17 protein-coding genes and 1 other annotated feature are annotated in these 20304 nt (G+C 45.4%); of the genes, 16 read left to right on the top strand and 1 reads right to left on the bottom strand.

The window, feature by feature from the left end:
• The first annotated feature begins 346 nt into the window (after window positions 1–346).
• Together QM454_RS05370 and QM454_RS05365 are read left to right on the top strand one after the other, a co-directional pair.
• Complete coding sequence (locus tag QM454_RS05370; RefSeq protein WP_432362550.1) at window positions 347–1246, top strand: ABC transporter ATP-binding protein; 900 nt, start codon at window positions 347–349, stop codon at window positions 1244–1246.
• On the top strand, window positions 1227–3776 hold the full coding sequence (locus tag QM454_RS05365) for an ABC transporter permease subunit (protein ID WP_432362547.1): 2550 nt from the start codon (window positions 1227–1229) through the stop codon (window positions 3774–3776). The genes QM454_RS05370 and QM454_RS05365 overlap by 20 nt, the downstream gene beginning before the upstream one ends.
• A 435-nt stretch (window positions 3777–4211) precedes the next feature.
• Here QM454_RS05365 and rluF read toward each other — a convergent pair whose 3' ends face one another.
• The gene (gene rluF, locus QM454_RS05360; protein ID WP_432362544.1) at window positions 4212–4916 is read right to left on the bottom strand and encodes a 23S rRNA pseudouridine(2604) synthase RluF; all 705 of its coding nucleotides are present in this window, start codon (window positions 4914–4916) and stop codon (window positions 4212–4214) included.
• A gap of 209 nt (window positions 4917–5125) precedes the next feature.
• Window positions 5126–5348: a binding site (T-box leader), on the top strand.
• An 84-nt stretch (window positions 5349–5432) separates the two neighbouring features.
• On the opposite strand from rluF, the gene QM454_RS05355 reads away from it, so the two are divergent.
• From QM454_RS05355 to QM454_RS05290, 14 genes are all read left to right on the top strand, one after another.
• Window positions 5433–6791 (top strand): anthranilate synthase component I family protein, encoded by a 1359-nt coding sequence (locus QM454_RS05355; protein WP_432362541.1) that lies wholly within the window; start codon window positions 5433–5435, stop codon window positions 6789–6791.
• 30 nt (window positions 6792–6821) lie between these two features.
• Window positions 6822–7853, top strand: coding sequence for an anthranilate phosphoribosyltransferase (gene trpD, locus QM454_RS05350; RefSeq protein WP_432362538.1), 1032 nt, complete (start codon window positions 6822–6824; stop codon window positions 7851–7853).
• On the top strand, window positions 7850–8644 hold the full coding sequence (gene trpC, locus QM454_RS05345; RefSeq protein ID WP_432362536.1) for an indole-3-glycerol phosphate synthase TrpC: 795 nt from the start codon (window positions 7850–7852) through the stop codon (window positions 8642–8644). The genes trpD and trpC overlap by 4 nt, the downstream gene beginning before the upstream one ends.
• A complete protein-coding gene (locus QM454_RS05340; RefSeq protein ID WP_432362533.1) occupies window positions 8641–9252 on the top strand; it encodes a phosphoribosylanthranilate isomerase in 612 nt (203 codons plus the stop codon). The genes trpC and QM454_RS05340 overlap by 4 nt, the downstream gene beginning before the upstream one ends.
• 1 nt (window position 9253) lies before the next feature.
• Window positions 9254–10444, top strand: coding sequence for a tryptophan synthase subunit beta (gene trpB / locus QM454_RS05335; RefSeq protein ID WP_432362530.1), 1191 nt, complete (start codon window positions 9254–9256; stop codon window positions 10442–10444).
• Window positions 10441–11235 (top strand): tryptophan synthase subunit alpha, encoded by a 795-nt coding sequence (trpA, locus tag QM454_RS05330; RefSeq protein WP_432362527.1) that lies wholly within the window; start codon window positions 10441–10443, stop codon window positions 11233–11235. The genes trpB and trpA overlap by 4 nt, the downstream gene beginning before the upstream one ends.
• Before the next feature lie 418 nt (window positions 11236–11653).
• Window positions 11654–12685, top strand: coding sequence for an ABC transporter ATP-binding protein (locus QM454_RS05325; protein ID WP_432363867.1), 1032 nt, complete (start codon window positions 11654–11656; stop codon window positions 12683–12685).
• A complete protein-coding gene (locus QM454_RS05320; protein ID WP_432362525.1) occupies window positions 12663–13589 on the top strand; it encodes an ABC transporter ATP-binding protein in 927 nt (308 codons plus the stop codon). The genes QM454_RS05325 and QM454_RS05320 overlap by 23 nt, the downstream gene beginning before the upstream one ends.
• A 15-nt stretch (window positions 13590–13604) precedes the next feature.
• Complete coding sequence (opp4B, locus tag QM454_RS05315; protein WP_432362522.1) at window positions 13605–14573, top strand: oligopeptide ABC transporter permease; 969 nt, start codon at window positions 13605–13607, stop codon at window positions 14571–14573.
• 28 nt (window positions 14574–14601) lie between these two features.
• Window positions 14602–15513, top strand: a complete 912-nt coding sequence (locus QM454_RS05310; RefSeq protein ID WP_432362520.1) for an ABC transporter permease — start codon at window positions 14602–14604, stop codon at window positions 15511–15513.
• A gap of 22 nt (window positions 15514–15535) precedes the next feature.
• Window positions 15536–17365 carry an oligopeptide ABC transporter substrate-binding protein gene (gene opp4A / locus QM454_RS05305; RefSeq protein WP_432362517.1) on the top strand — a complete coding sequence of 610 codons (1830 nt, stop codon included), beginning with the start codon at window positions 15536–15538 and terminating at the stop codon, window positions 17363–17365.
• A 173-nt stretch (window positions 17366–17538) separates the two neighbouring features.
• Complete coding sequence (locus QM454_RS05300) at window positions 17539–18363, top strand: M55 family metallopeptidase (RefSeq protein WP_432362514.1); 825 nt, start codon at window positions 17539–17541, stop codon at window positions 18361–18363.
• A 13-nt stretch (window positions 18364–18376) separates the two neighbouring features.
• Complete coding sequence (locus QM454_RS05295) at window positions 18377–19312, top strand: ABC transporter permease (protein WP_432362512.1); 936 nt, start codon at window positions 18377–18379, stop codon at window positions 19310–19312.
• Complete coding sequence (locus QM454_RS05290) at window positions 19312–20250, top strand: ABC transporter permease (RefSeq protein ID WP_432363865.1); 939 nt, start codon at window positions 19312–19314, stop codon at window positions 20248–20250. Before QM454_RS05295 ends, QM454_RS05290 begins: the two co-directional genes overlap by 1 nt.
• Window positions 20251–20304 lie beyond the last annotated feature (54 nt).

Genomic DNA, 20304 nt, shown 5'->3' with positions numbered 1-20304 from the left:
CCCCCATTAATAGAAATATTCCCATTATTACTATGACATAAGAAGTTTGCAAATAATAGAGTATGCGTCGATTATTAATTTCATTGTCTAGTCTAAAGGTCATGAAATGACGATAACTTATGAAAGTTGATCGATAAAGTTGTGATCTTGACCGATAACTTTGTAAAAATGATCGATAATCGCCCGGAAATGCTCGTTAACCATCGTGAAATGAACGATAACTCAGGAACCCGTTTGTTGTGTTTGCTTACTTGTTTAAAAGAATTATTATTTTCTGTTAATTTGCACAGTGGTATAGTAGAATGGATATAATTGGATGAAAAATTGTTTGGGGGGAGTTGTGAACATGATTTTATCTGTCAAAAACGTGTACAAATCATTTGGCAAGGAACAGGTACTAAAGGGGATTACGTTCGATATTGACGAGCCTCAGATCATTGCGCTCGTTGGTCCTAACGGGTCGGGGAAGTCGACATTAATGAACATCATTACAAATTTGTTACCTGCAAAAAAAGGGGATGTAACAGTTCTTGGGAAGAGCAATCGGGATCCAAATATTTTCCGTGAAATTTCGTTCATGCAAGATAACACCGTGCTGTACGATTATTTGACGGGATACGATCATTTGCAGTTTATCTGTGACGTGCAAGGGTTACCGAAAAAGCAGCTGTTGGACACGGCGGACCGGATCGGCATAACGAGTTACTTGAATAAAAAGGTGAAGAACTATTCGCTTGGAATGAAACAGCATTTACTGCTCGCAATGGCTGTCGTAAACAAGCCAAAGTTGATGATATTGGATGAGCCGCTCAACGGGCTTGACCCGACGAGTGCGATCCGGGTTCGTGAATTGCTACTCGCATTGCGTGACGAAGGGACGGCTATTTTACTGTCCTCTCATAATCTAGCGGAAATTGACCGTGTGACATCATCGATTTTATTCCTAAAGAAAGGGAATCTAATCCAGGAAAATATGGCGGAATTTGAGCAAGTCCGCTATCAAATTACTGTTAACGATGTTGTAAAGGCGGAAAAGGCATTGGCGGCAGTCGGCATCCCTGTCGAGGTAGTAGATGGGCGACTGCATCTGTACCGGAAGGATGTTGCGCTCGATCGAGTCTTCTATTTGTTGGATCAAGAGCAGGTCGTCATTGACGATATCGAGAAGAAAGTGTTCGGTTCCGAGGAGCGATACCGGAAAATTTTTACGGAAGAGACGAAGGCCAATGAGCTTGTTGAAGTTTGAGCTGAAGAAGATTTGGCGGCAGAGGAAGACCATTTGGCTGATAGTTGTTGCGCTGTTATGCGTTAGTTGGGTTTTTTATCAAAATAAAAACGAACAGGACCTCATGGCGAAAGAGGCAGAGGAAAACCTCTCGTCTGTCGCCCTCAAAACCGATCAATTATATACGCAACTAATGCAGTTGAAGCGGGAGGAAGAACTGACGGATGAGCAAGTTAGACAATTCGATAGTTTGAACGATATGGCGACCGCGGTGTTTCAATGGAAAAGCGCCATCTACGGAAAGCGGTGGGATGAGATTCCGCATGTAGAGAATAATTTCTATTCGTATTTAGGGCTATACGAAGAAGCGGGTGGCGTTTTTACTGCTTTGGAGGGAGTAAAAAGGGAAAAGGCGATCGAAAAGAATATGTATTTACTTGAACACGAATTGCCATATGCCAATGAAACGAGGCCAGTGACCCCGGCCTTGCTGATGAAAAAAGTCACCCCTATCTTGTTGGGGCCGGCAGGGCTATTACTTCTATTGCTTCTGTTTGGGAATGCCTACACATCAGAGAAGGAGCAACAGACATTATTGACGTTAAGGACGCAGCCCCTTCGTAGATGGAAGCTACTATTAGCGAAGTATGTCGGTTTGCTAAGTATGATGGTATTCTTTTTGGTTGTCGTAGCGATTAGCGGATGGGCGATTCCAAACATTTTTGGGGAACCATTCAATGACCTGTCGTTTCCGCAGTTCTTAGAGACGGGCGATTCCTTCGCCATTATCCCTGTTTGGCAGCATTTGATGAATGTTACCATCCTATTTCTTGGAGCTGGAGGATTCCTTTTTACTTTGTCCCTTTTGATTGGAACGCAATTAAGAAGTTCATTTTCTACGATCATGCTTGCGGGCTTCATAACAATGGTCGGCGTTGTATTGACAGATTCGATGTCTATCATTCAGTCGCCTTGGAACCCATTCCAGTTTTTCCGTGCTGACCAGTTTCTGATGGAAATGCCGGCCCATCCGATAGGGCTATATGCTATTTCGGCCATTCTATGGAGCGCCGCATTGTTTACGGCAACCCTCTTCTTGCGTGAAGGTGAACGGGGTTTATTCAAAACTTCGGAAGAACTTAAGCCGTACCGTAAAGGGGAGACGAAACATCTCCGCGCTGTTTGGAATAATGGTTTGTTTGAATGGAGGAAGACAAGGAGAAGAGGGCTTGTGGGTCAATCCCTGATTGTCTTGTCCATTGCCGCGGTCGTCGGCTATTTCTACGTTGCGGCGCAAGTGAAGGAGAAGGAGAAGGAAGCTCTTGAAGGATTAGCTTCGATTGTTGAAAAGACTGAGACGGAAACCATTCCTTATTATTTAGAATTCATCCAGGAAATGGAGGAGCGGATCGCAAAAGCAAATGCGAAAGGTGAAGATGGGGAGTTCATATATGGCGATAATATTGTGCGCTTCAATGAATATATAGATGAAGCCCGCGAACAAGCCTATTTAGCAGAACGTGCACTAAGTGGCTATAAAAAGCAGGACTGGGCTCCGTTTTACGATTATCAGCTGTTCAATGATCATCGATATCTTGAAAACTTGAGAGAGTTTAAAAAGCATAATTACAGCCCAGACACCATTTTCGGCTATGAGACTGCAATTGCGCAAAAAGAGTGGATGAAAGAGCATAATATCCCACCGGTCTTTGCGGGCACCTATATTCCGAACATCCATGACCAGTGGAAAGAGGAACATCGCAAGGAGAAGAAAGCGAATGAAATGCATAACCGGAAAGTGGATCATAGTGGATTATTTTCACTGTTCATGTACTTCCGCGACTATCTGTACTTCATTCCATTGCTTTTACTCCTTATCCTCGTAGGTGCAGGCTTTTCGGGCGAGCGTGGAAAGAGGCCGACGCTGCATCTGCTGGAGACATTGCCCATCACGAAACGGTCCCTTTTCCTTGGCAAAGTGCTTTTCAGTTCTGTAGTAGCGATAGGAAGTGCGATTGGTGTTTTCCTGTTTGCTGTGCTAGTCGGGACGGTGTTGAACCGGTTTGGTGATTGGATGTATCCGGTGCTGCATTATCATAGCAAGCGTGAAGTGCAGTCGTTCGACTATACAGGGTTGAGAGCATTCGAAGGTGGCTATCATTTCATGCCGCTCGGTGAGTTTTTGCTAAAGGCACTTTTTCTATATGTCTGTGTCGCATTGTTTCTTCTCGTGTTGACGAATGTCTTAGGGATCTTCATACGCCAGCCGTTAGTTGTGTATGCGCTGACAGGGTTGATAAGTGTAGCGGGCTATTTGTTGAGTTGGAAATTGGATGATTTCGCCCAGTACTCACCGTTTCTTTATGTAAACATACCGAAAATCGTTAATGGAGAGATTTTGACGCTGCTGAACAATCCGGCGATCAGTGTGTACATGGGCTGCGCGATGCTGATTGGAGCGACGGTTTTCCTTTTGGTTATCGCTTATGTTGGATTGAGTTTTGAGAAGTGGTTTGTGAAGAGAGGGAAGTCGGTTACAGTGGCGGTATGAATGCTGGGATGAGGGGTGTGGTAACATTGAAAACCATAGCGGTCGACTATCGTAATAATCAGTCTATTCGGAACGTACGTGTGCTATAATAAAAGAGTAATTGAATAGGTGACTTAAGGATGGACGGCTCATCCCTTTTTGAAAGGGGGTGATGCCCATGTCAGTATTCGAATCATTAATGGTTGCAATCGGTTTTGCAACATTAGTTGTCATGATACTGTCAAATGATAAAAAGAAATAACCCATCCTTGAGTTCAGCGCTCGATTCGGATGGGTTATTTCATCTGAGAAAGCCGTCCCCTTTAGGGAACCTATCAATTACCTTGACCACTCGGCTGCAACCGGGTGGTTCTTTTTATTTTATGAAGTATATATCTGAATTATACAATTGTTGGCTTACTGATGCAAGGGACTGGATTTAACAGTTGGTGTCGGTTACCTTTTCGGCTCATAATCAAGCATCCGGTACATCTCTTCAAGCTCTTTATCAGTCAAGTCGCGCCATTGTCCAATTGGTAAATTGCCAAGGTGGATATTCATGATGCGTGTGCGTTGAAGGCGTCTCACATTGTAGCCGAGTGCTGAGCACATGCGGCGGATTTGGCGGTTCAGCCCTTGTGTCAATGTGATGTTGAATTTGCGTGGGCCAAGTTGTTTCACTTTGCATGGTTTCGTTACGGTATCAAGGATTTCGACGCCGGATTCCATTTTGTGAATGAATTCTTTTGTGATGGGACGATCGACTGTGACGATATATTCCTTTTCATGGCCGTGTTCTTCGCGCAGGATTTCATTCACGATATCGCCGTCATTTGTAAGTAGCAGCAAACCGTCGGAGTCTTTGTCAAGCCGTCCGATATGAAAGATACGAAGCGGATGGTTGACGAAATCGACGACATTTCCTTCGATATGGCGTTCGGTTGTGCTTGTGATGCCGACGGGTTTATTGAGGGCGATATAGACGAGTTGCTCTTCGGTTTTTACGGGTTTGCCATCGACACGGACTTCATCTCCTTGGTCAACTCTGCTTCCAAGTTCGGCTAGCTGGCCGTTAATTGTGACGCGCCCGTCTTCGATCCATTTATCTGCACCGCGCCGGGAGACGATGCCGGCTTCGCTTAAATATTTATTAATTCGCATGATGTTCACCTTTTTTCGAGTTTCTTTCCCACTATTGTACAGCTTGGGCAACAGGTTTACAAAATCGGGGGATTGCATATGTTATCGAAAGGTTGACAATTGACTGAATGCATAGTAAGGTTAAAACAACTTTTTTGTTCGGAGAGGGTAGAGGTGCCGGGAGCGGCGCCGCCCAAGAACAGATGAGCTGAGTAGAGAAGAGCATAGCTGAGAAATTGTTGAATAAGAGAAGTAGCGCCGGATGCGCGATGTAGAGAGTCAGTGGGTGGTGGAAACTGATTCGCGGCTGGTGTGAATGGACTTATGAGAGCCGCCTTATTGGGCGGACGTTTTCCCACGTTATGGGAAGCGTCTTTTTTAGGCGCGCCGAGTGGAAGCTATTTAATCGATAGCTTCAAATAGAGGTGGCAACGCGGGTAATCCGTCCTCTGCAACTGGACTTTTCTGTCCTTTTGCAGAGGGCTTTTTTGTTTTTATTAATAACCTACCACCAACAAATAGAAGAGGTGAGCTGAGATGGAAAAGACGAGTTTACGTATGACAGAAAAGAAGATTGAAGGGGATTCGTTGACGCCGATCCTCATATTCAGGCGTTTGCACGGTCGTCACCGGTTTTTATTGGAAAGCTCGTCGCAGCATGAGCGGTCGGGGCGGTATTCGTTCATCGGCGTTGATCCGGTGAAATCATATCGCGGTGGGAATGGCCAGTTGGAAGAGTTTGTGTACGAGACGGACAAGACTTATATGCATGAAGGGGATTTGTATACGCTTCTAAAAAGGCTGATGCCTCGGATTGCCGAGCATGGGAAGTATCCGTTCATGGGTGGTGCCGTCGGATATGTGGGATATGGTGCGGCGGGCGACACGGTAGTTCATTCCAATGAAAAACCCGATGTGTACTTCAATATTTACGACACGGTTATCGTCTTCGATCATCTAGTAAATGAAGTGAGTTTGCTGCATACGGAAATTCACCCAGAGTATGCAAAGCCAAATTTAGATGCATTGACAGAGCTCATTACGAATGGGCAGGTCGAAGAGGAGAAAGGGGTATCCGTTTCCGATTATCGATGTGCACTGTCGCAACAAGAATTTGAAGAACGAGTTAGGCAGGCACAGAAGTTCATTCAAAAAGGTGCAGTTGAGCAAGTCGTCCTTTCGCGAAAGCTTGAAGCGGATATTGAAGGCGACCCGTTCGCGCTATATCGAAAACTGCGGAAAAAGAATCCGTCGCCGTATATGTACTATATGGAGTTCGGCAATCATACCGTCATCGGTGCATCCCCCGAAAGCCTCGTCAAGGTAACTGACGGCACAGTCATAACAAATCCGATAGCGGGAACGCGGAGACGGGGGCGCAATGATGAAGAAGATCGAGCATTAGAGGAAGAGCTGCGAAACGATCCGAAAGAGTTGTCGGAACATGAAATGCTCGTGAAACTAAGCCAGGAGGAGTTAGAACCGATTTGTGAGCCATCGTCCGTCCACGTATCGAAGTATATGGAAACTGTTCGATATGAACATGTCATGCATCTCGTTTCGGAAGTGGAAGGTGCACTAGCGCAAGGATTGCATGCGCTCGATGCGTTAAAGGCGACACTGCCTGCGGGAACGGTTACGGGGTCACCGAAAAAGGTCGCGATGGATGTCATATCGCAGCTAGAAGATGAGCCACGCGGATTGTACGGAGGCGCAATCGGCTATATCGGATTGAATGGGAATATCGATTTTGCGTTGACGATCCGGACGATGACGGTACAAGACGGAATCGCAACTGTACAGGCTGGGGCCGGGATTGTGAAGGATTCCATTCCGGCTTTGGAATATAAGGAGACAGTGAACAAAGCCCGTTCATTACTCGATGCTTTGAAATAAAAGACGAGACGAGAAGAGGAGAGATGAGCAATGAAAAACTATACGAGAATAGTGAAGAAAGGCCGAAACTTACGATACGAAGAGATGGTAGATGTGGCAAAACAAATGTTTTCGGAAGAAGTGGATTTAGCCGAAATGACGTCGTTTCTCGTTGCTTTATCCGAGAAAGGGGAAACGGCGACAGAGGTGGCAGCACTAGCTTCCGTCATGACGTCCCATGCGATACAGCTAGATGTGCCAACTGCCAGCTATTTAGACAATTGCGGGACAGGAGGCGACGGGTCGAATTCCTTCAATATAAGTACGACAGCGGCATTCGTTTTGGCTGGAGCCGGCGTGAAAGTGGCGAAGCATGGCAACCGGAAAATCTCAAGTGCTGCAGGAAGCCACGATGTGCTTGATGCGCTTGGCATTCATTCGCGCTTCAAACCGGAAGATATGAGCCAAATGCTTAACGATGAAGGAATCGCATTTTTATTCGCACCGATTATTCATCCGAACATGAAGAGAATCGGCGAGGCACGCAAGATGATTGGGAAGCCAACAATCTTCAACCTCGTCGGGCCGTTGACGAATCCTATTCCGCTAAAAACCCAGTTTACGGGCATTAATCGTCCTGATTTCATTATGGAATACGCGTCCGTCTTGCGGATGCTTGGCAGAGACCGGGCGATTGTCGTATCGGGCGCAGGTGGAATGGATGAAGCGTCGCTCGCAGGCCAAAACTCGTTTGTCCTTATGGATAAAGGTGACTTCATTCCATTTACACTTAACGCGGAAGATGTCGGGCTTTCATACGCTCCTCTATCTACAATCCGCGGTGGATCCCCGGAAGAGAATGCCGTAATGATTCACTCTTTGTTGCAAGGTGAACGGGGACCGCGCTTTGACACGGTTGTGTTTAATGCAGGCATCGGGTTGTTTGCGAACGGCGTTGCGGACTCGATACAAGAAGGAATTGAACGGGCGACCGACAGTATTTTATCGTTTAATGCACTTCGGAAATTGGAGGCGGTCATCGCGTTCAGTGAGCAGATTGGGCAGGAGGCGATGGCGACATGACGATATTAGATAAAATTTTACAGACAAAACGACTTGAAGTGAAACAGCTCTTAATGAAGGAACATGTCGTTTCATGTGGAACATTGACGAAACAGCGGCCCTCTCTGTTTGAAACGCTGCAGCAATCCGATTGCCTGAAAGTCATTGCCGAAATAAAGCGCGCTTCGCCTTCGAAAGGAATAATTGCTGATAATGCAGATCCAGTTGCTCAGGCATTAGCATACGAGAAAGCAGGTGCGAAATGCATCTCAATACTGACGGACGCGCAGTTTTTCAAAGGTTCCTTCGATGACTTGGCGGCAGTCGCGGAAGTGGTCAGCACACCTTTGCTCTGCAAAGACTTCATCATCCATGAAGTGCAAATCAATCAAGCGAAACAAGCGGGTGCGTCCGTCATTTTGCTTATCGTGGCGGCTCTAGACGATGCAACGCTAAAAAGGCTTCACGACTATGCGACCAATGAAGGGCTTGAAGTGCTCGTGGAAGTCCATGATGCAAAAGAATTGGAACGCGCGTTAGCAGTGAATGCAATACTAGTTGGCGTAAACAATCGGGACTTGCGGACATTTAATGTAGATATCGCAAAGACGGAAGAAGTTGCAGCGCATTTTCCGTTTAATGAAAACCGTATCTACATTAGCGAAAGCGGCATTATGAATGCGGAAGATGCAAAACGGGCGGCGGCTGCCGGGGCGAGCGCAATATTAGTTGGCGAGACGCTTATGCGGAGTTCTTCTATTGAAGAGTCGCTCCGTTCACTGCAAGTTCCGAAGGTGGGTGTTACGCTATGACGAAAGTAAAAATTTGTGGATTGATGGAGCCAAGGCATGTGCAAGCTGCGGTGGAAGCAGGGGCGGATGCGGTCGGATTCGTATTTGCACCGAGCAGACGCCGTGTCGCGATTGCGCAAGCAAAGGAACTTGCGCGCCTCGTTCCGGATCACGTTATGAAAATAGGAGTTTTCGTCAATGCGGAACGAGAGGAATTGAAGCGTGCTTTCCGGGAGGTGCCGCTCGACTACATCCAATATCATGGTGGTGAGTCGCTCAAGTTCATTGAAAAAGTCGGACTTCCTTCTATTAAAGTAGTATCGGTGCACGGCAGTGAAGATGTAAAAGAGGTACATCGCTTTCGGACGGAGTTTGTTTTATTCGATACACCGGGGATTGAATTCAGTGGGGGAAGCGGGAAGGTGTTTGACTGGGATTTGCTAAATCAGGATTTGCCGAGGGAGCGGATAATTTTAGCGGGCGGGTTGAATGCACAAAATGTGAAGGAAGCAATCCGGCAAGTGCGTCCGTTCATGGTGGATGTGTCGAGTGGAGTTGAGATTGAGTATAGAAAAGATGAGACGTTGATCCGCGAGTTTATTCGCGCGGTGAAAGAGGAGGAGAGTTGAGATGGTGGCGGAGTTAAAAGGGAGATATGGAAAGTTCGGTGGACAATATGTGCCGGAGACGTTAATGCCAGCGCTTATTGAATTAGAGAAGGCGTATGAGGAGGCGAAGAATGATCCGACGTTTGCTAAGGAGTTGGATCATTATTTGAAGGATTTTGTAGGCAGGGAGAATCCGCTCTATTTTGCAAAGCGTTTGACGGAGAAGGTCGGGGGCGCAAAGATTTTCTTGAAGCGTGAGGATTTGAATCATACGGGTGCGCATAAGATTAATAATTCGCTAGGGCAGGCTTTGCTTGCGATACGGATGGGAAAGCGAAAGATTGTGGCGGAAACGGGAGCCGGACAACATGGTGTGGCGACGGCGACGGCTTGTGCGTTGTTTGGACTTGAGTGCGTCGTCTACATGGGGAAAGAGGATATCCGACGGCAGGAACTGAATGTGTTCCGGATGGAGTTGCTTGGCGCGAAGGTCGTGTCAGTCGATAAAGGTTCGGGTACGTTGAAAGATGCTGTTAATGAAGCGCTTCGTTATTGGGTCGCGAATGTGGAGGATACGCATTATATTTTAGGGTCAGCGCTCGGACCGCATCCGTTCCCGGAAATTGTGCGTGATTTCCAGAGAGTGATCGGCGTGGAAACGAGGCGGCAAATTATTAAGAAGGAAGGGCGTTTGCCGGACGCGGTCGTTGCTTGCATCGGGGGAGGGAGTAATGCAATCGGCATGTTTCATCCGTTTGTCGAAGATGAGGAAGTTGCGCTGTACGGTGTCGAAGCGGCGGGAAGCGGAGTATCGACAGGACTTCATGCGGCTGCGATTGCGGATGGGAAGGAAGGTGTTTTGCATGGAGCGTATATGTATGTGCTCCAAGATGAGGATGGTTTTATCCAGGAGGCGCATTCAATTTCCGCAGGGCTCGATTACCCGGCAGTTGGACCGGAGCATTGTTACCTTCATGACATTGGCCGGGTGAACTATACGGCTGTGACAGATGCGGGAGCATTGGAAGGACTGCAAGTTTTGTCGAGAACGGAAGGGATTATCCCAGCTCTCGAAAGTGCACATGCCGTCAAGCTTGCAGTGGAGCTTGCGAAAGAAATGGAAAAAGACCAAATTGTTGTCGTCTGCTTGTCAGGCCGAGGGGATAAAGATATGCAAACGGTCCAAGATATGCTTGGGGGTAGGGTGGAATGAAGACGTTAGAGAAGAGAATTCGTGAATGTAATGCGGAAGGTAAAAAGGCGTTTGTCCCTTATATGATGGCGGGTGACGGAGGTTTAGCGACATTGAAGGAGAAGCTCCTCTTTTTACAGGAAGCGGGCGTGACGGCAATTGAAATCGGCATTCCGTTTTCCGACCCGGTGGCGGATGGGGAGGCAATCCAACGGGCGGGAGAACGGGCACTTGCGGAAGGCGTGACGCTTCGGACCGTGCTAACGGAGCTTGAAAGATGCAAAGAGGAAGTCATAGTTCCTTTAGTTGTCATGACGTATTTGAATCCGGTATTGGCGTTCGGCATGCCGCAATTTGTCGAGACGTGCAAAAAGGTGGGGATAAGCGGTTTAATTATCCCGGATTTGCCGCTTGAGGAAAGTGCTCCACTTCGTAATGAATTGAAAGGAACGGATATCGCATGGATTCCACTCGTATCATTAACAAGCCCGGATGAACGTATTAAAAGAATAGCGGAAAGTGCAGAAGGGTTTTTATATGCGGTTACTGTTAATGGGATCACCGGAAAACGTAGTGATTTTGCCGAAGAACTCAATTCCCATCTCCGACACGTAAAGCGGATCAGTGCTGTGCCGGTATTAGCGGGGTTTGGCATTTCAACAGCAGCGCAAGTAAAGGAAATGGGCAATCATACGGACGGCGTCATCGTTGGGAGTGCGATTGTCGAAGCTTTTCATCGAAATGAGCTGAAAACGATTCATAAATTGGTACAAGGCGGTGTGAAAAGACACGAATTTGTTAATGAAACTTGAAACTTACGACACAACTATATGGACCGCATGAGTGTGGTGATAGCGGTCACTGTCGCTTTAGTAGCCACTTTTTGGTACTGAATCCTTCAAGTTTTGGAAAGAAACAACTAGAATTTCAAACAGGAGATGAGGCCATGTATGGATGAAAGTGGCTTTTTCTTCCTGTTTTTTTGTCGTTGAGGAAAAAATGTATGAAAAAAGTTTGACAGTAAATTTGGTCTGAAAATGCTTACATGACAATGTTTGTAACATGTTTGTCATATTGGAAATAATATAAGATTTTGATATTCTAAAAAAACAGTATTGTCAGGAATGATGTTGTGTAGTATATTGAGTTCAATAACTTTATGCTAAAGTCTGAAAATTATTTATTTGGATAAGTGCCAGTTAGTGGCGAGTAGCAAGTAAGGAGGAAGTTCTGTTGAAAAACCCGGTTTTGGAATTAAAAGATCTTCGTACGTCTTTTAGAATTAAAGGCGATTATTATGCTGCGGTAGATGGAGTTTCCTTTACTGTCCACGAAAACGAAGTCGTTGCAATCGTCGGTGAATCGGGTTGTGGTAAAAGTGCATTGGCTCTATCCGTCATGGGCTTGCATGACCTGAAAAACACAAAACTTGACGGACAAGTAAATTTTGGTGGGCAGAATCTGCTGACGTTATCACGTTCACGGTTGGATAAAGTGCGAGGAAAAGATATCGGGATGATTTTCCAAGACCCGATGACAGCATTAAATCCACTCGCGACAATCGGAAGGCAGATTGAGGAGCCGATGGACTACCATATGAAGCTATCCGCGAGTGAAAAGAAAAAACGTGCATTGGAACTCCTTCGACGGGTAGGTATTAAAAACGAACAACGCGTCTATGAGCAATATCCGCATGAATTGTCGGGTGGGATGAGACAACGTGTCGTCATCGCGATTGCACTTGCATGCGATCCAGTCCTTCTTCTGGCGGATGAGCCTACGACAGCTTTGGACGTTACGATTCAAGCACAAATTTTGGATTTAATGAAAGAACTGCAAAACCAGATGAAAACGGGCATCATACTGATCACACATGACCTTGGTGTCGTCGCTGAGATGGCAGATCGCGTCGTCGTCATGTATGCAGGTGAAGTGGTTGAAATAGCGGAAGTTAAAGATCTATTTGAAAACCCTTTACATCCATATACCCGTTCTTTATTGAATTCAATCCCTTCTAATATTGAAGCGAAAGAAAAATTGCATGTCATTGATGGAATCGTTCCATCCATTCAGAACCTTGACCGCAAAGGGTGCCGTTTCGCACCGCGGATCTCATGGATTCCTGAAGAGGACCATGAGGAGATACCGGAAATGCATGAAGCGGCACCGAACCATTTTGTTCGATGCTCATGCTATAAAACGTTCTACTTTCCGGAGGACAGAGTAGGAGAGAGAGAATATGTCGCTACTGAAAGTAAATGATTTAAAAGTACACTACCCAATTAGGGGCGGTTTTTTCCGTAGAGTCGTAGACCACGTCAGAGCTGTTGATGGCATTAGTTTTGAGTTGCAACCGGGTGAGACTTACGGACTAGTAGGCGAGTCGGGATGTGGCAAGACAACTTCCGGTCGTGCAATTATCGGTCTAAACAAGGTGACGAGCGGTGAAATGCTGTTCGAAGGAAAAGATCTCACCAAGTTAAGCAGGGCCGAAAGACGTAATGCTACGAGAGATATACAAATGATTTTCCAGGATCCTTATTCCTCATTAAATGGCAGAAAAAACGTCCTAAACATTATTGCTGAACCACTTCGTAACTTTGAAAGACTATCGCCAAAAGAAGAGTTGCTAAGAGTACAAGAGTTAGTTGCTCGGGTCGGCTTAAGTCCCGAATCAATTTATAAATATCCTCACCAGTTTTCTGGAGGTCAACGCCAAAGGATCGGAATTGCCCGCGCGCTCACATTGAATCCGAAGCTAATCATTGCGGATGAGCCGGTTTCTGCGTTGGACGTCTCGGTTCAGGCGCAAGTGTTGAACTTCATGCAGGAAATTCAAGAAGAGTTTAACTTGACGTATTTATTCATCTCGCATGACTTAGGTATCATTCAGCATATGTGTGATCGGATTGGCATCATGTACCGTGGACGTTTTGTAGAGGAAGGGACTGCGTCCGAAATATACAACAATCCACAGCACGTCTATACAAAACGGTTGATTGCCGCAATTCCGGAGATGAATCCTGAAAAGCGTTTCGAGAAAATGCATTTGCGTCAGGCAATTAATCAGGAATACCAAACAGAATATAATAACTACTTCGATAAAGATGGACGGATGTTCGATTTGAAAAAGATTTCGGAAACGCATTCCGTTGCGATGCAATGAAGGGGGATGATGTAAATGTTGAAATTCATTTTACGTAGAACATTGCTCATGATTCCACAGCTCATCCTCCTCAGCCTCATCATCTTCATGCTTGCGAAAGCGATGCCAGGTGATGCGGTGACGGGGGCGTTTATGGGAAATCCTGATGCAACACCTGAACAAATAGAGAAAATCCGGGACAAATACGGATTGAATGATCCGTGGTATCAGCAATACGGACGTTGGGTTGGTAAAGCTGTGCAAGGCGACTTTGGAATGTCTTATATGCATCAGCAGCCAGTTACGAATTTATTAGCCGGACGGGTTGAAAACACAGTGCTTTTAGGATTATTTACGATGATCGTCATCTACTTGATCTCCATCCCGCTTGGTATTATCGCTGGACGTTGGACGGACACATGGGCTGACAAACTCATCGTCACATACAACTATTTCGCTTTTGCGACACCTACATTCGTATTTGCCTTATTGCTGTTGTTCGTCTTCGCCTTCGTACTGGGCTGGTTCCCGACCGGTAATAGTGTTGACATTCGAATCGAAGTAGGGACATGGGACTATTTTGTGAGCAAGGCGAAGCATCTATTCCTGCCTGTTATGTCGGGAGCTCTCATCGGAACAGTTGGTACAATTCAATATTTACGAAACGATATTATCGACCAGAAGATCAAAGATTACGTAAAAACGGCTCGTGCCAAAGGTGTGCCGGAAAGGAAAGTATATACTCGTCATATTTTGCGCAACTCACTATTGCCAATTGCAGCTTTCCTTGGATACGAAATCACCTTACTTATTAGCGGTTCGGTTTTCATAGAAACGATTTATAGTTATCCTGGCCTCGGCTACCTTTTCATTCAATCCATGAGTTTACGTGATTTCACCGTCGTAACGGCACTCGTTATGATTACCGGTGCTGCCGTTATTGTCGGAACATTGCTTTCAGATATTATTCTGAGCATTGTCGATCCACGTATTCGAATTGAATGATGAAAAGAAGGAAGAGGAGGGGAAATGAATGACGAATCCCGTTTTAGATGAAAAGAAGCTTATTGCACAAGAAAAATTAAATAATCCGTCGCTAATGCGTACGATTTGGCGTGAAATTAGAAATGACAAAATGGCATTAGGTTCATTAATTTTGTTTACAATCATCGTATTAGCGGCTTACCTTTCACCATTATTCATTGACCAAGTAGCATTGACTCGAGTGAACTTCAAAAACATCTGGAAGCCGCCTTCCTTTGACAATTGGCTCGGAACCGATGACGGAGGACGGGATGTGTTCGGCCGTTTGATGATTGGAACACGAAACTCGCTGACAATCGCAATTGCAGTCACAATCATTGCCGGTATTTTTGGCTTGACATATGGGCTTATATCGGGTTATTTCGGTGGCGTTGTAGACAATGTTATGATGCGTATTCTAGAATTTCTCATGGTATTGCCATCGTTGATGTTCATCATCGTATTTGTAACTATCGCACCAAGCTATAATGTATTCACATTCATCTTGATTATGAGTATTTTTGCCTGGTTCGGCAAGGCGAGGCTCATTCGGTCTAGGGCAATTTCTGAAAGGGAGCTTGATTATATCAATGCTTCCAAGACGTTAGGAACACCAAGTTGGAAGATCATGTTTTTTGAAATGTTCCCTAATATAAGTTCCCTCGTCATCGTTAATATGACACTTACGCTTGCAGGAAATATCGGATTGGAGACAGGGCTTACTTTCTTAGGTTTCGGTTTGCCTGCTGGAACTCCTTCACTTGGAACATTGGTTTCGTTCGCAAGGAACCCTGATATTGTCAAGAATAAGTGGTGGGTATGGTTACCTGCAGCATTACTAATTTTAGTAATGATGCTGTGTATAAATTACATCGGGCAAGCGGTCAAACGCGCGTCTGATGCAAGGCAAAGATTAGCCTAAAAAATAAGGGGAGGTAATACAATTGGCAAAGAAGCAGTTTATGCTACTTGCGAGTCTGTTGCTTGTTCTCAGCGTGTTTTTAGCTGCATGTTCAGGCAAAAAAGAAGAGTCCAGCACTGAGAAACCTGCGGACACAAACAAAGAAACAGAAGTAACAACAGAAGAAGAGGAAGAAGAGGTTGAAGATCCAAGTGCCGGCCTTGATTTCCCGTTTGAAGTTTCAAACAAAGCTCAGCCGATGGAAGACGGAGAAATGACAATCGCAATGGTTACAGACACTCCGTTTGAAGGAACACTAGCACCTGTATTCTATTCAGGTACGTTCGACTGGGAAGTAATCAGCAAGTTCCATGAAAACCTATTTGCTGTTGATGGTGACTACTTGATCACTCAAGACGGTGCTGCGAATTGGGAAATTTCTGAAGATAACAAAACAATTACAATTACAATTAAAGATGGTGTTTACTGGCATGATGGCGAGCCTGTCAAAGCAAGTGACCTACTTTACTCGTACCAACTTCTTGGTCACCCTGACTACACAGGAACGCGTTACACATTCATGATTTCAAACGTTGAAGGTATGCCTGCATACCACAACGGCGAAACGACAGAAATCTCAGGTATTACAGTTTCAGAAGATGATAAAACAATCTCTATTACTTACACAGAGGCAACTCCAGCACTAATGTCTGGTATTTGGGGCCATGCAACACCAAGACACCACGTCGGTGATATTATGACTGGTGAAGTTACTATGGAAGAGCTTGTTGCTTCCGATAAGATCCGTGTAAACCCAATTGGTTTCGGACCTTATAAAGTTGCAAGAATCGTTCCAGGTGAATCTGTCCTTTATGAGCGCTATGATGAGTACTGGAGAGGTAAACCTGCTCTTAAGTCATTGGTTCAAAAAACTGTAAGCTCCGCTTCTATTCTTGAAGTAATGAAGAAAGGCGAAGTGGATCTTGCTAAAATCCCTGTAGATCAATACGAAAATGCAAAAGAGCTTGACAATATCGAGCTTCTAGCTGACATTGACACTGCTTACACGTATATCGGATTCAAACTTGGTAAGTGGGATGCAGATAAGAAAACAAACGTAACTGATCCAAATGCAAAAATGGCTAACAAACTTGTTCGTCAAGCTATGTGGTACGCAATGGATAACGAAACAATCGGTAAAGAGCTTTACCACGGTCTTCGTTTCCCTGCGACTACGCTAATTATTCCTGTGTTTGCTAGCTTCCATGATGCAAGCATTGAAACGCCATCTTACGATCCAGAAAAGGCGAAAGCACTTCTTGACGAAGCTGGATACGTCGATGTTGACGGCGATGGTTTCCGTGAAAATGACAAAGGTGAGCCTTTCGTTCTTAACTTCGCTTCTATGTCTGGTGGAGAAACTGCTGAGCCGATTGCACAGTTCTACATTCAAAACTGGGCTGACGTAGGTATTAAAGTACAACTTCTAGATGGACGTCTACATGAGTTCAACTCGTTCTACGATCGAGTAGAAGCTGATGATCCAGATATCGACATCTACCAAGGTGCATGGGGTACGGGTACTAACCCAGATCCATCTGGTCTATACGGAAGAGATGCTGCGTTCAACTATACTCGTTACACAAGCGAGAAAAACGACGAGCTTCTTGCAGCGGGTACATCTGAAAAGTCATTTGATGCTGACTACCGTAAAGATATTTACAGACAATGGCAAGAGTTGATGGTCGACGAAGTTCCGGTTGCACCAACTGTATACCGTTACTACCTAATGGGCGTTAACAAACGTGTTGTTAACTACTCCATCGATCCAGCAACTGACCTATATCTGTATCAAATGGGTGTAAGTGAATAATAATTGATTACTGATACCCTTCAGTAATTGCCAAACCGCCATCCGGGAAACTGGATGGCGGTTTTATTTTCCAAAACTGTATTGAAATATTCGTAAAAATTTGATAGGATTGAATCTACTGATTGACAGACTAGAGTATTAGTTCAGAGAGATAAAGGGATGGGGGTTATGGAATGAAGATTTATGTATCGGTTGATATGGAAGGAATTACAGGACTTCCCGACTATACGTTTGTCGATTCGGCCAGACATAATTATGAGCGTGCTCGGCGTATTATGACTGAGGAAGCAAATGCAATTATTCGTGCGGCTATTGGACAAGGAGCTGAACAGGTTCTTGTGAACGACAGCCATTCCAAAATGAACAATCTCCTTGTAGAGGAGTTGCATCCGGCCGCGGATTTAATAACGGGGGACTTGAAAGCGTTTTCGATGGTGCAAGCACTTGATGAATCGTTTGACGGTGCTATATTCGCTGGATACCACGCGAGGGCTGGGCAACCGGGCGTCATGAGCCATTCGATGACATTTGGCGTCAGGAATATGCATATTAATGAAGTAGCGCTTGGTGAGCTCGGATTGAATGCGTATGTGGCAGGTTATTACGGCGTGCCTGTCATTATGGTTGCTGGGGACGACCGTGCATGCGAGGAAGCTCAAAGTTTGATACCTGGAGTTGTGACCGCTGCTGTTAAACAGTCTATCTCTCGTTCTGCAGTGAAGACACTCCATCCGACGAAGGCACATGCATTAATTGAAGAGAAGACGGCTGAGGCAATTGCAAAGCGATCGACCATTAAACCGCTCGTACCTCCGTCAAATCCGGTATTGCGCATCGAGTTCACGAATTATGGTCAAGCGGAATGGGCCGCACTTATGCCTGGGTGTGAAATCGAGCCAGGAACGACAATCGTGAAATTTGAAGCGAAGGATATTCTGGAGGCGTATCGGGCGATGCTCGTCATGGTCGAGTTGGCAATGCAAACAAAGTTCTGCTAAGGGGGGATGACGCGTGGCAATTTACATAGTGAAACGATTCTTCATGATGATTGCGACAATCCTTATCATCGCAACTCTGACATTTTTCTTAATGCATTCGATACCGGGTTCGCCATTCGATGAAGAGCGGACATCAAATCCAACGATCCAGGCGAACTTGGAGAAATTTTATAAGCTAGACGAGCCGACGCATAAGCAATATTTCCATTATTTAAAGTCGATTGCGACATTTGACTTCGGACCATCCATAAAAAAGCCGAACGAGACGGTTAATAAACTTCTTGCAAGAGGTTTTCCCATTTCATTTGAATTAGGAATGGTCACGATCCTCGTCGCCGTCATATCAGGGATTTCATTAGGAACATTTGCCGCCTTGCGACATAACGGAATCATCGATTATGCGGCAATGGCATTTGCTGTCGTTGGCATATCCGTTCCTAACTTCGTATTGGCGACCGTATTAATACAACAATTTGCAGTTAACTGGAACCTACTTCCCCCGGCTACATGGAGTAGTCCACTCCATATGATCTTGCCGACATTTGCACTTGCTACAGGTCCTACAGCGATTATTGCACGTCTTACGAGATCAAGTATGTTGGAAGTGCTAACGCAGGATTATATGAAAATGGCGAGGGCGAAAGGATTATCGCCGATGCGTATTGTACTTCGACATGCGCTACGCAATGCACTCATGCCAGTTGTGACAATTATGGGGACGATGCTTGCAGGGATTTTAACAGGAACATTTGTCATTGAGAGGATTTTTGCAATACCGGGGATGGGGAGATATTTCGTCGAAAGCATCAATAATCGGGATTATCCGGTCATCATGGGTACGACCGTATTTTATAGCGCATTCCTCGTCTTCATGTTGTTTTTAGTAGATATCGTTTATGGATTCCTCGATCCGCGCATTAAACTTCACCGAAAGGAAGGTGATGTGTGATGGTAAGTCATCAGCAAAATGTGCAAGTTCCGGATGAATGGTTCAAGCCGAAAGAAAAGGATGTGGAACAAGCGGAATCCGTCGTCCGTCCGTCGCTATCTTATTGGAAAGATGCATGGCGTAGATTGCGGAAGAACAAAATGGCGATGGGTGGATTGGTGTTTTTAATTATCCTAACGTTGTTTGCAATTTTTGCTCCGATTCTATCGCCGCATAATATTGAAACGACTCAATTCGCAAACCAAAATTTGCCTCCATCATCAAAACATTGGTTTGGCACTGATGATAAGGGGTGGGACGTTTTCACAAGAACTTGGTACGGTGCCCGTGTTTCACTATTCGTCGGTGTTGCCGCTGCGTTAATTGACTTTTTCATTGGCATCATCTATGGCGGAATTTGCGGTTATAAAGGTGGCAAGACAGATACAGTCATGATGAGGATTATTGAAATTCTTTACGGGCTTCCGCATTTGCTCGTCGTCATTCTGTTGTTGGTCATCATGGGACCGAGCTTAACGACAATTATCGTCGCACTGACGATTACCGGATGGGTCGGAATGGCCCGGATTGTTAGGGGACAAGTTCTTCAAATTAAAAACTATGAATTTGTTACTGCCTCAAGATCATTCGGAGCGAAAACACCAAGAATCATACGAAAAAACTTACTTCCAAATACGATGGGTCCGATTATCGTGCAAATGACATTGACTGTACCGAGTGCAATTTTTGCGGAAGCATTTCTAAGCTTCCTTGGACTCGGAATTCAAGCACCCGTTGCAAGTTGGGGGGTCATGGCGAATGACGCATTGCCTGTTATTCTGTCAGGGCATTGGTGGAGATTATTTTTCCCGGCGTTCTTCATTTCAATGACAATGTTTGCATTTAACGTCCTTGGAGACGGCATGCAAGATGCACTCGATCCGAAACTGAGGGGGTGAATGGATTGGAACATAGAGAATTTGCATCGGTCGATGAAAATAAAGGTGGAACAG

Origin of the sequence: Sporosarcina sp. UB5 (assembly GCF_050859005.1) — a bacterium.
In the GTDB taxonomy this organism is placed as follows: domain Bacteria; phylum Bacillota; class Bacilli; order Bacillales_A; family Planococcaceae; genus Sporosarcina.
The sequence above is the reverse complement of the archived record's forward strand: the minus strand, read 5'-3'. Positions and strand labels throughout refer to the sequence as shown.

What these genes read in the sequence shown, in the direction of transcription:
- QM454_RS05355 (WP_432362541.1), top strand. Translation starts at nt 5,433, where the DNA reads ATGGAAAAGACGAGTTTACGTATGACAGAAAAGAAGATTGAAGGGGAT.
- QM454_RS05290 (WP_432363865.1), top strand. Translation starts at nt 19,312, where the DNA reads ATGGTAAGTCATCAGCAAAATGTGCAAGTTCCGGATGAATGGTTCAAG.
- QM454_RS05320 (WP_432362525.1), top strand. Translation starts at nt 12,663, where the DNA reads ATGTCGCTACTGAAAGTAAATGATTTAAAAGTACACTACCCAATTAGG.
- QM454_RS05365 (WP_432362547.1), top strand. Translation starts at nt 1,227, where the DNA reads ATGAGCTTGTTGAAGTTTGAGCTGAAGAAGATTTGGCGGCAGAGGAAG.
- rluF (WP_432362544.1), bottom strand. Translation starts at nt 4,916, where the DNA reads ATGCGAATTAATAAATATTTAAGCGAAGCCGGCATCGTCTCCCGGCGC.
- opp4B (WP_432362522.1), top strand. Translation starts at nt 13,605, where the DNA reads ATGTTGAAATTCATTTTACGTAGAACATTGCTCATGATTCCACAGCTC.
- trpC (WP_432362536.1), top strand. Translation starts at nt 7,850, where the DNA reads ATGACGATATTAGATAAAATTTTACAGACAAAACGACTTGAAGTGAAA.
- QM454_RS05300 (WP_432362514.1), top strand. Translation starts at nt 17,539, where the DNA reads ATGAAGATTTATGTATCGGTTGATATGGAAGGAATTACAGGACTTCCC.
- trpA (WP_432362527.1), top strand. Translation starts at nt 10,441, where the DNA reads ATGAAGACGTTAGAGAAGAGAATTCGTGAATGTAATGCGGAAGGTAAA.
- QM454_RS05370 (WP_432362550.1), top strand. Translation starts at nt 347, where the DNA reads ATGATTTTATCTGTCAAAAACGTGTACAAATCATTTGGCAAGGAACAG.
- trpB (WP_432362530.1), top strand. Translation starts at nt 9,254, where the DNA reads ATGGTGGCGGAGTTAAAAGGGAGATATGGAAAGTTCGGTGGACAATAT.
- QM454_RS05340 (WP_432362533.1), top strand. Translation starts at nt 8,641, where the DNA reads ATGACGAAAGTAAAAATTTGTGGATTGATGGAGCCAAGGCATGTGCAA.
- trpD (WP_432362538.1), top strand. Translation starts at nt 6,822, where the DNA reads ATGAAAAACTATACGAGAATAGTGAAGAAAGGCCGAAACTTACGATAC.
- QM454_RS05310 (WP_432362520.1), top strand. Translation starts at nt 14,602, where the DNA reads ATGACGAATCCCGTTTTAGATGAAAAGAAGCTTATTGCACAAGAAAAA.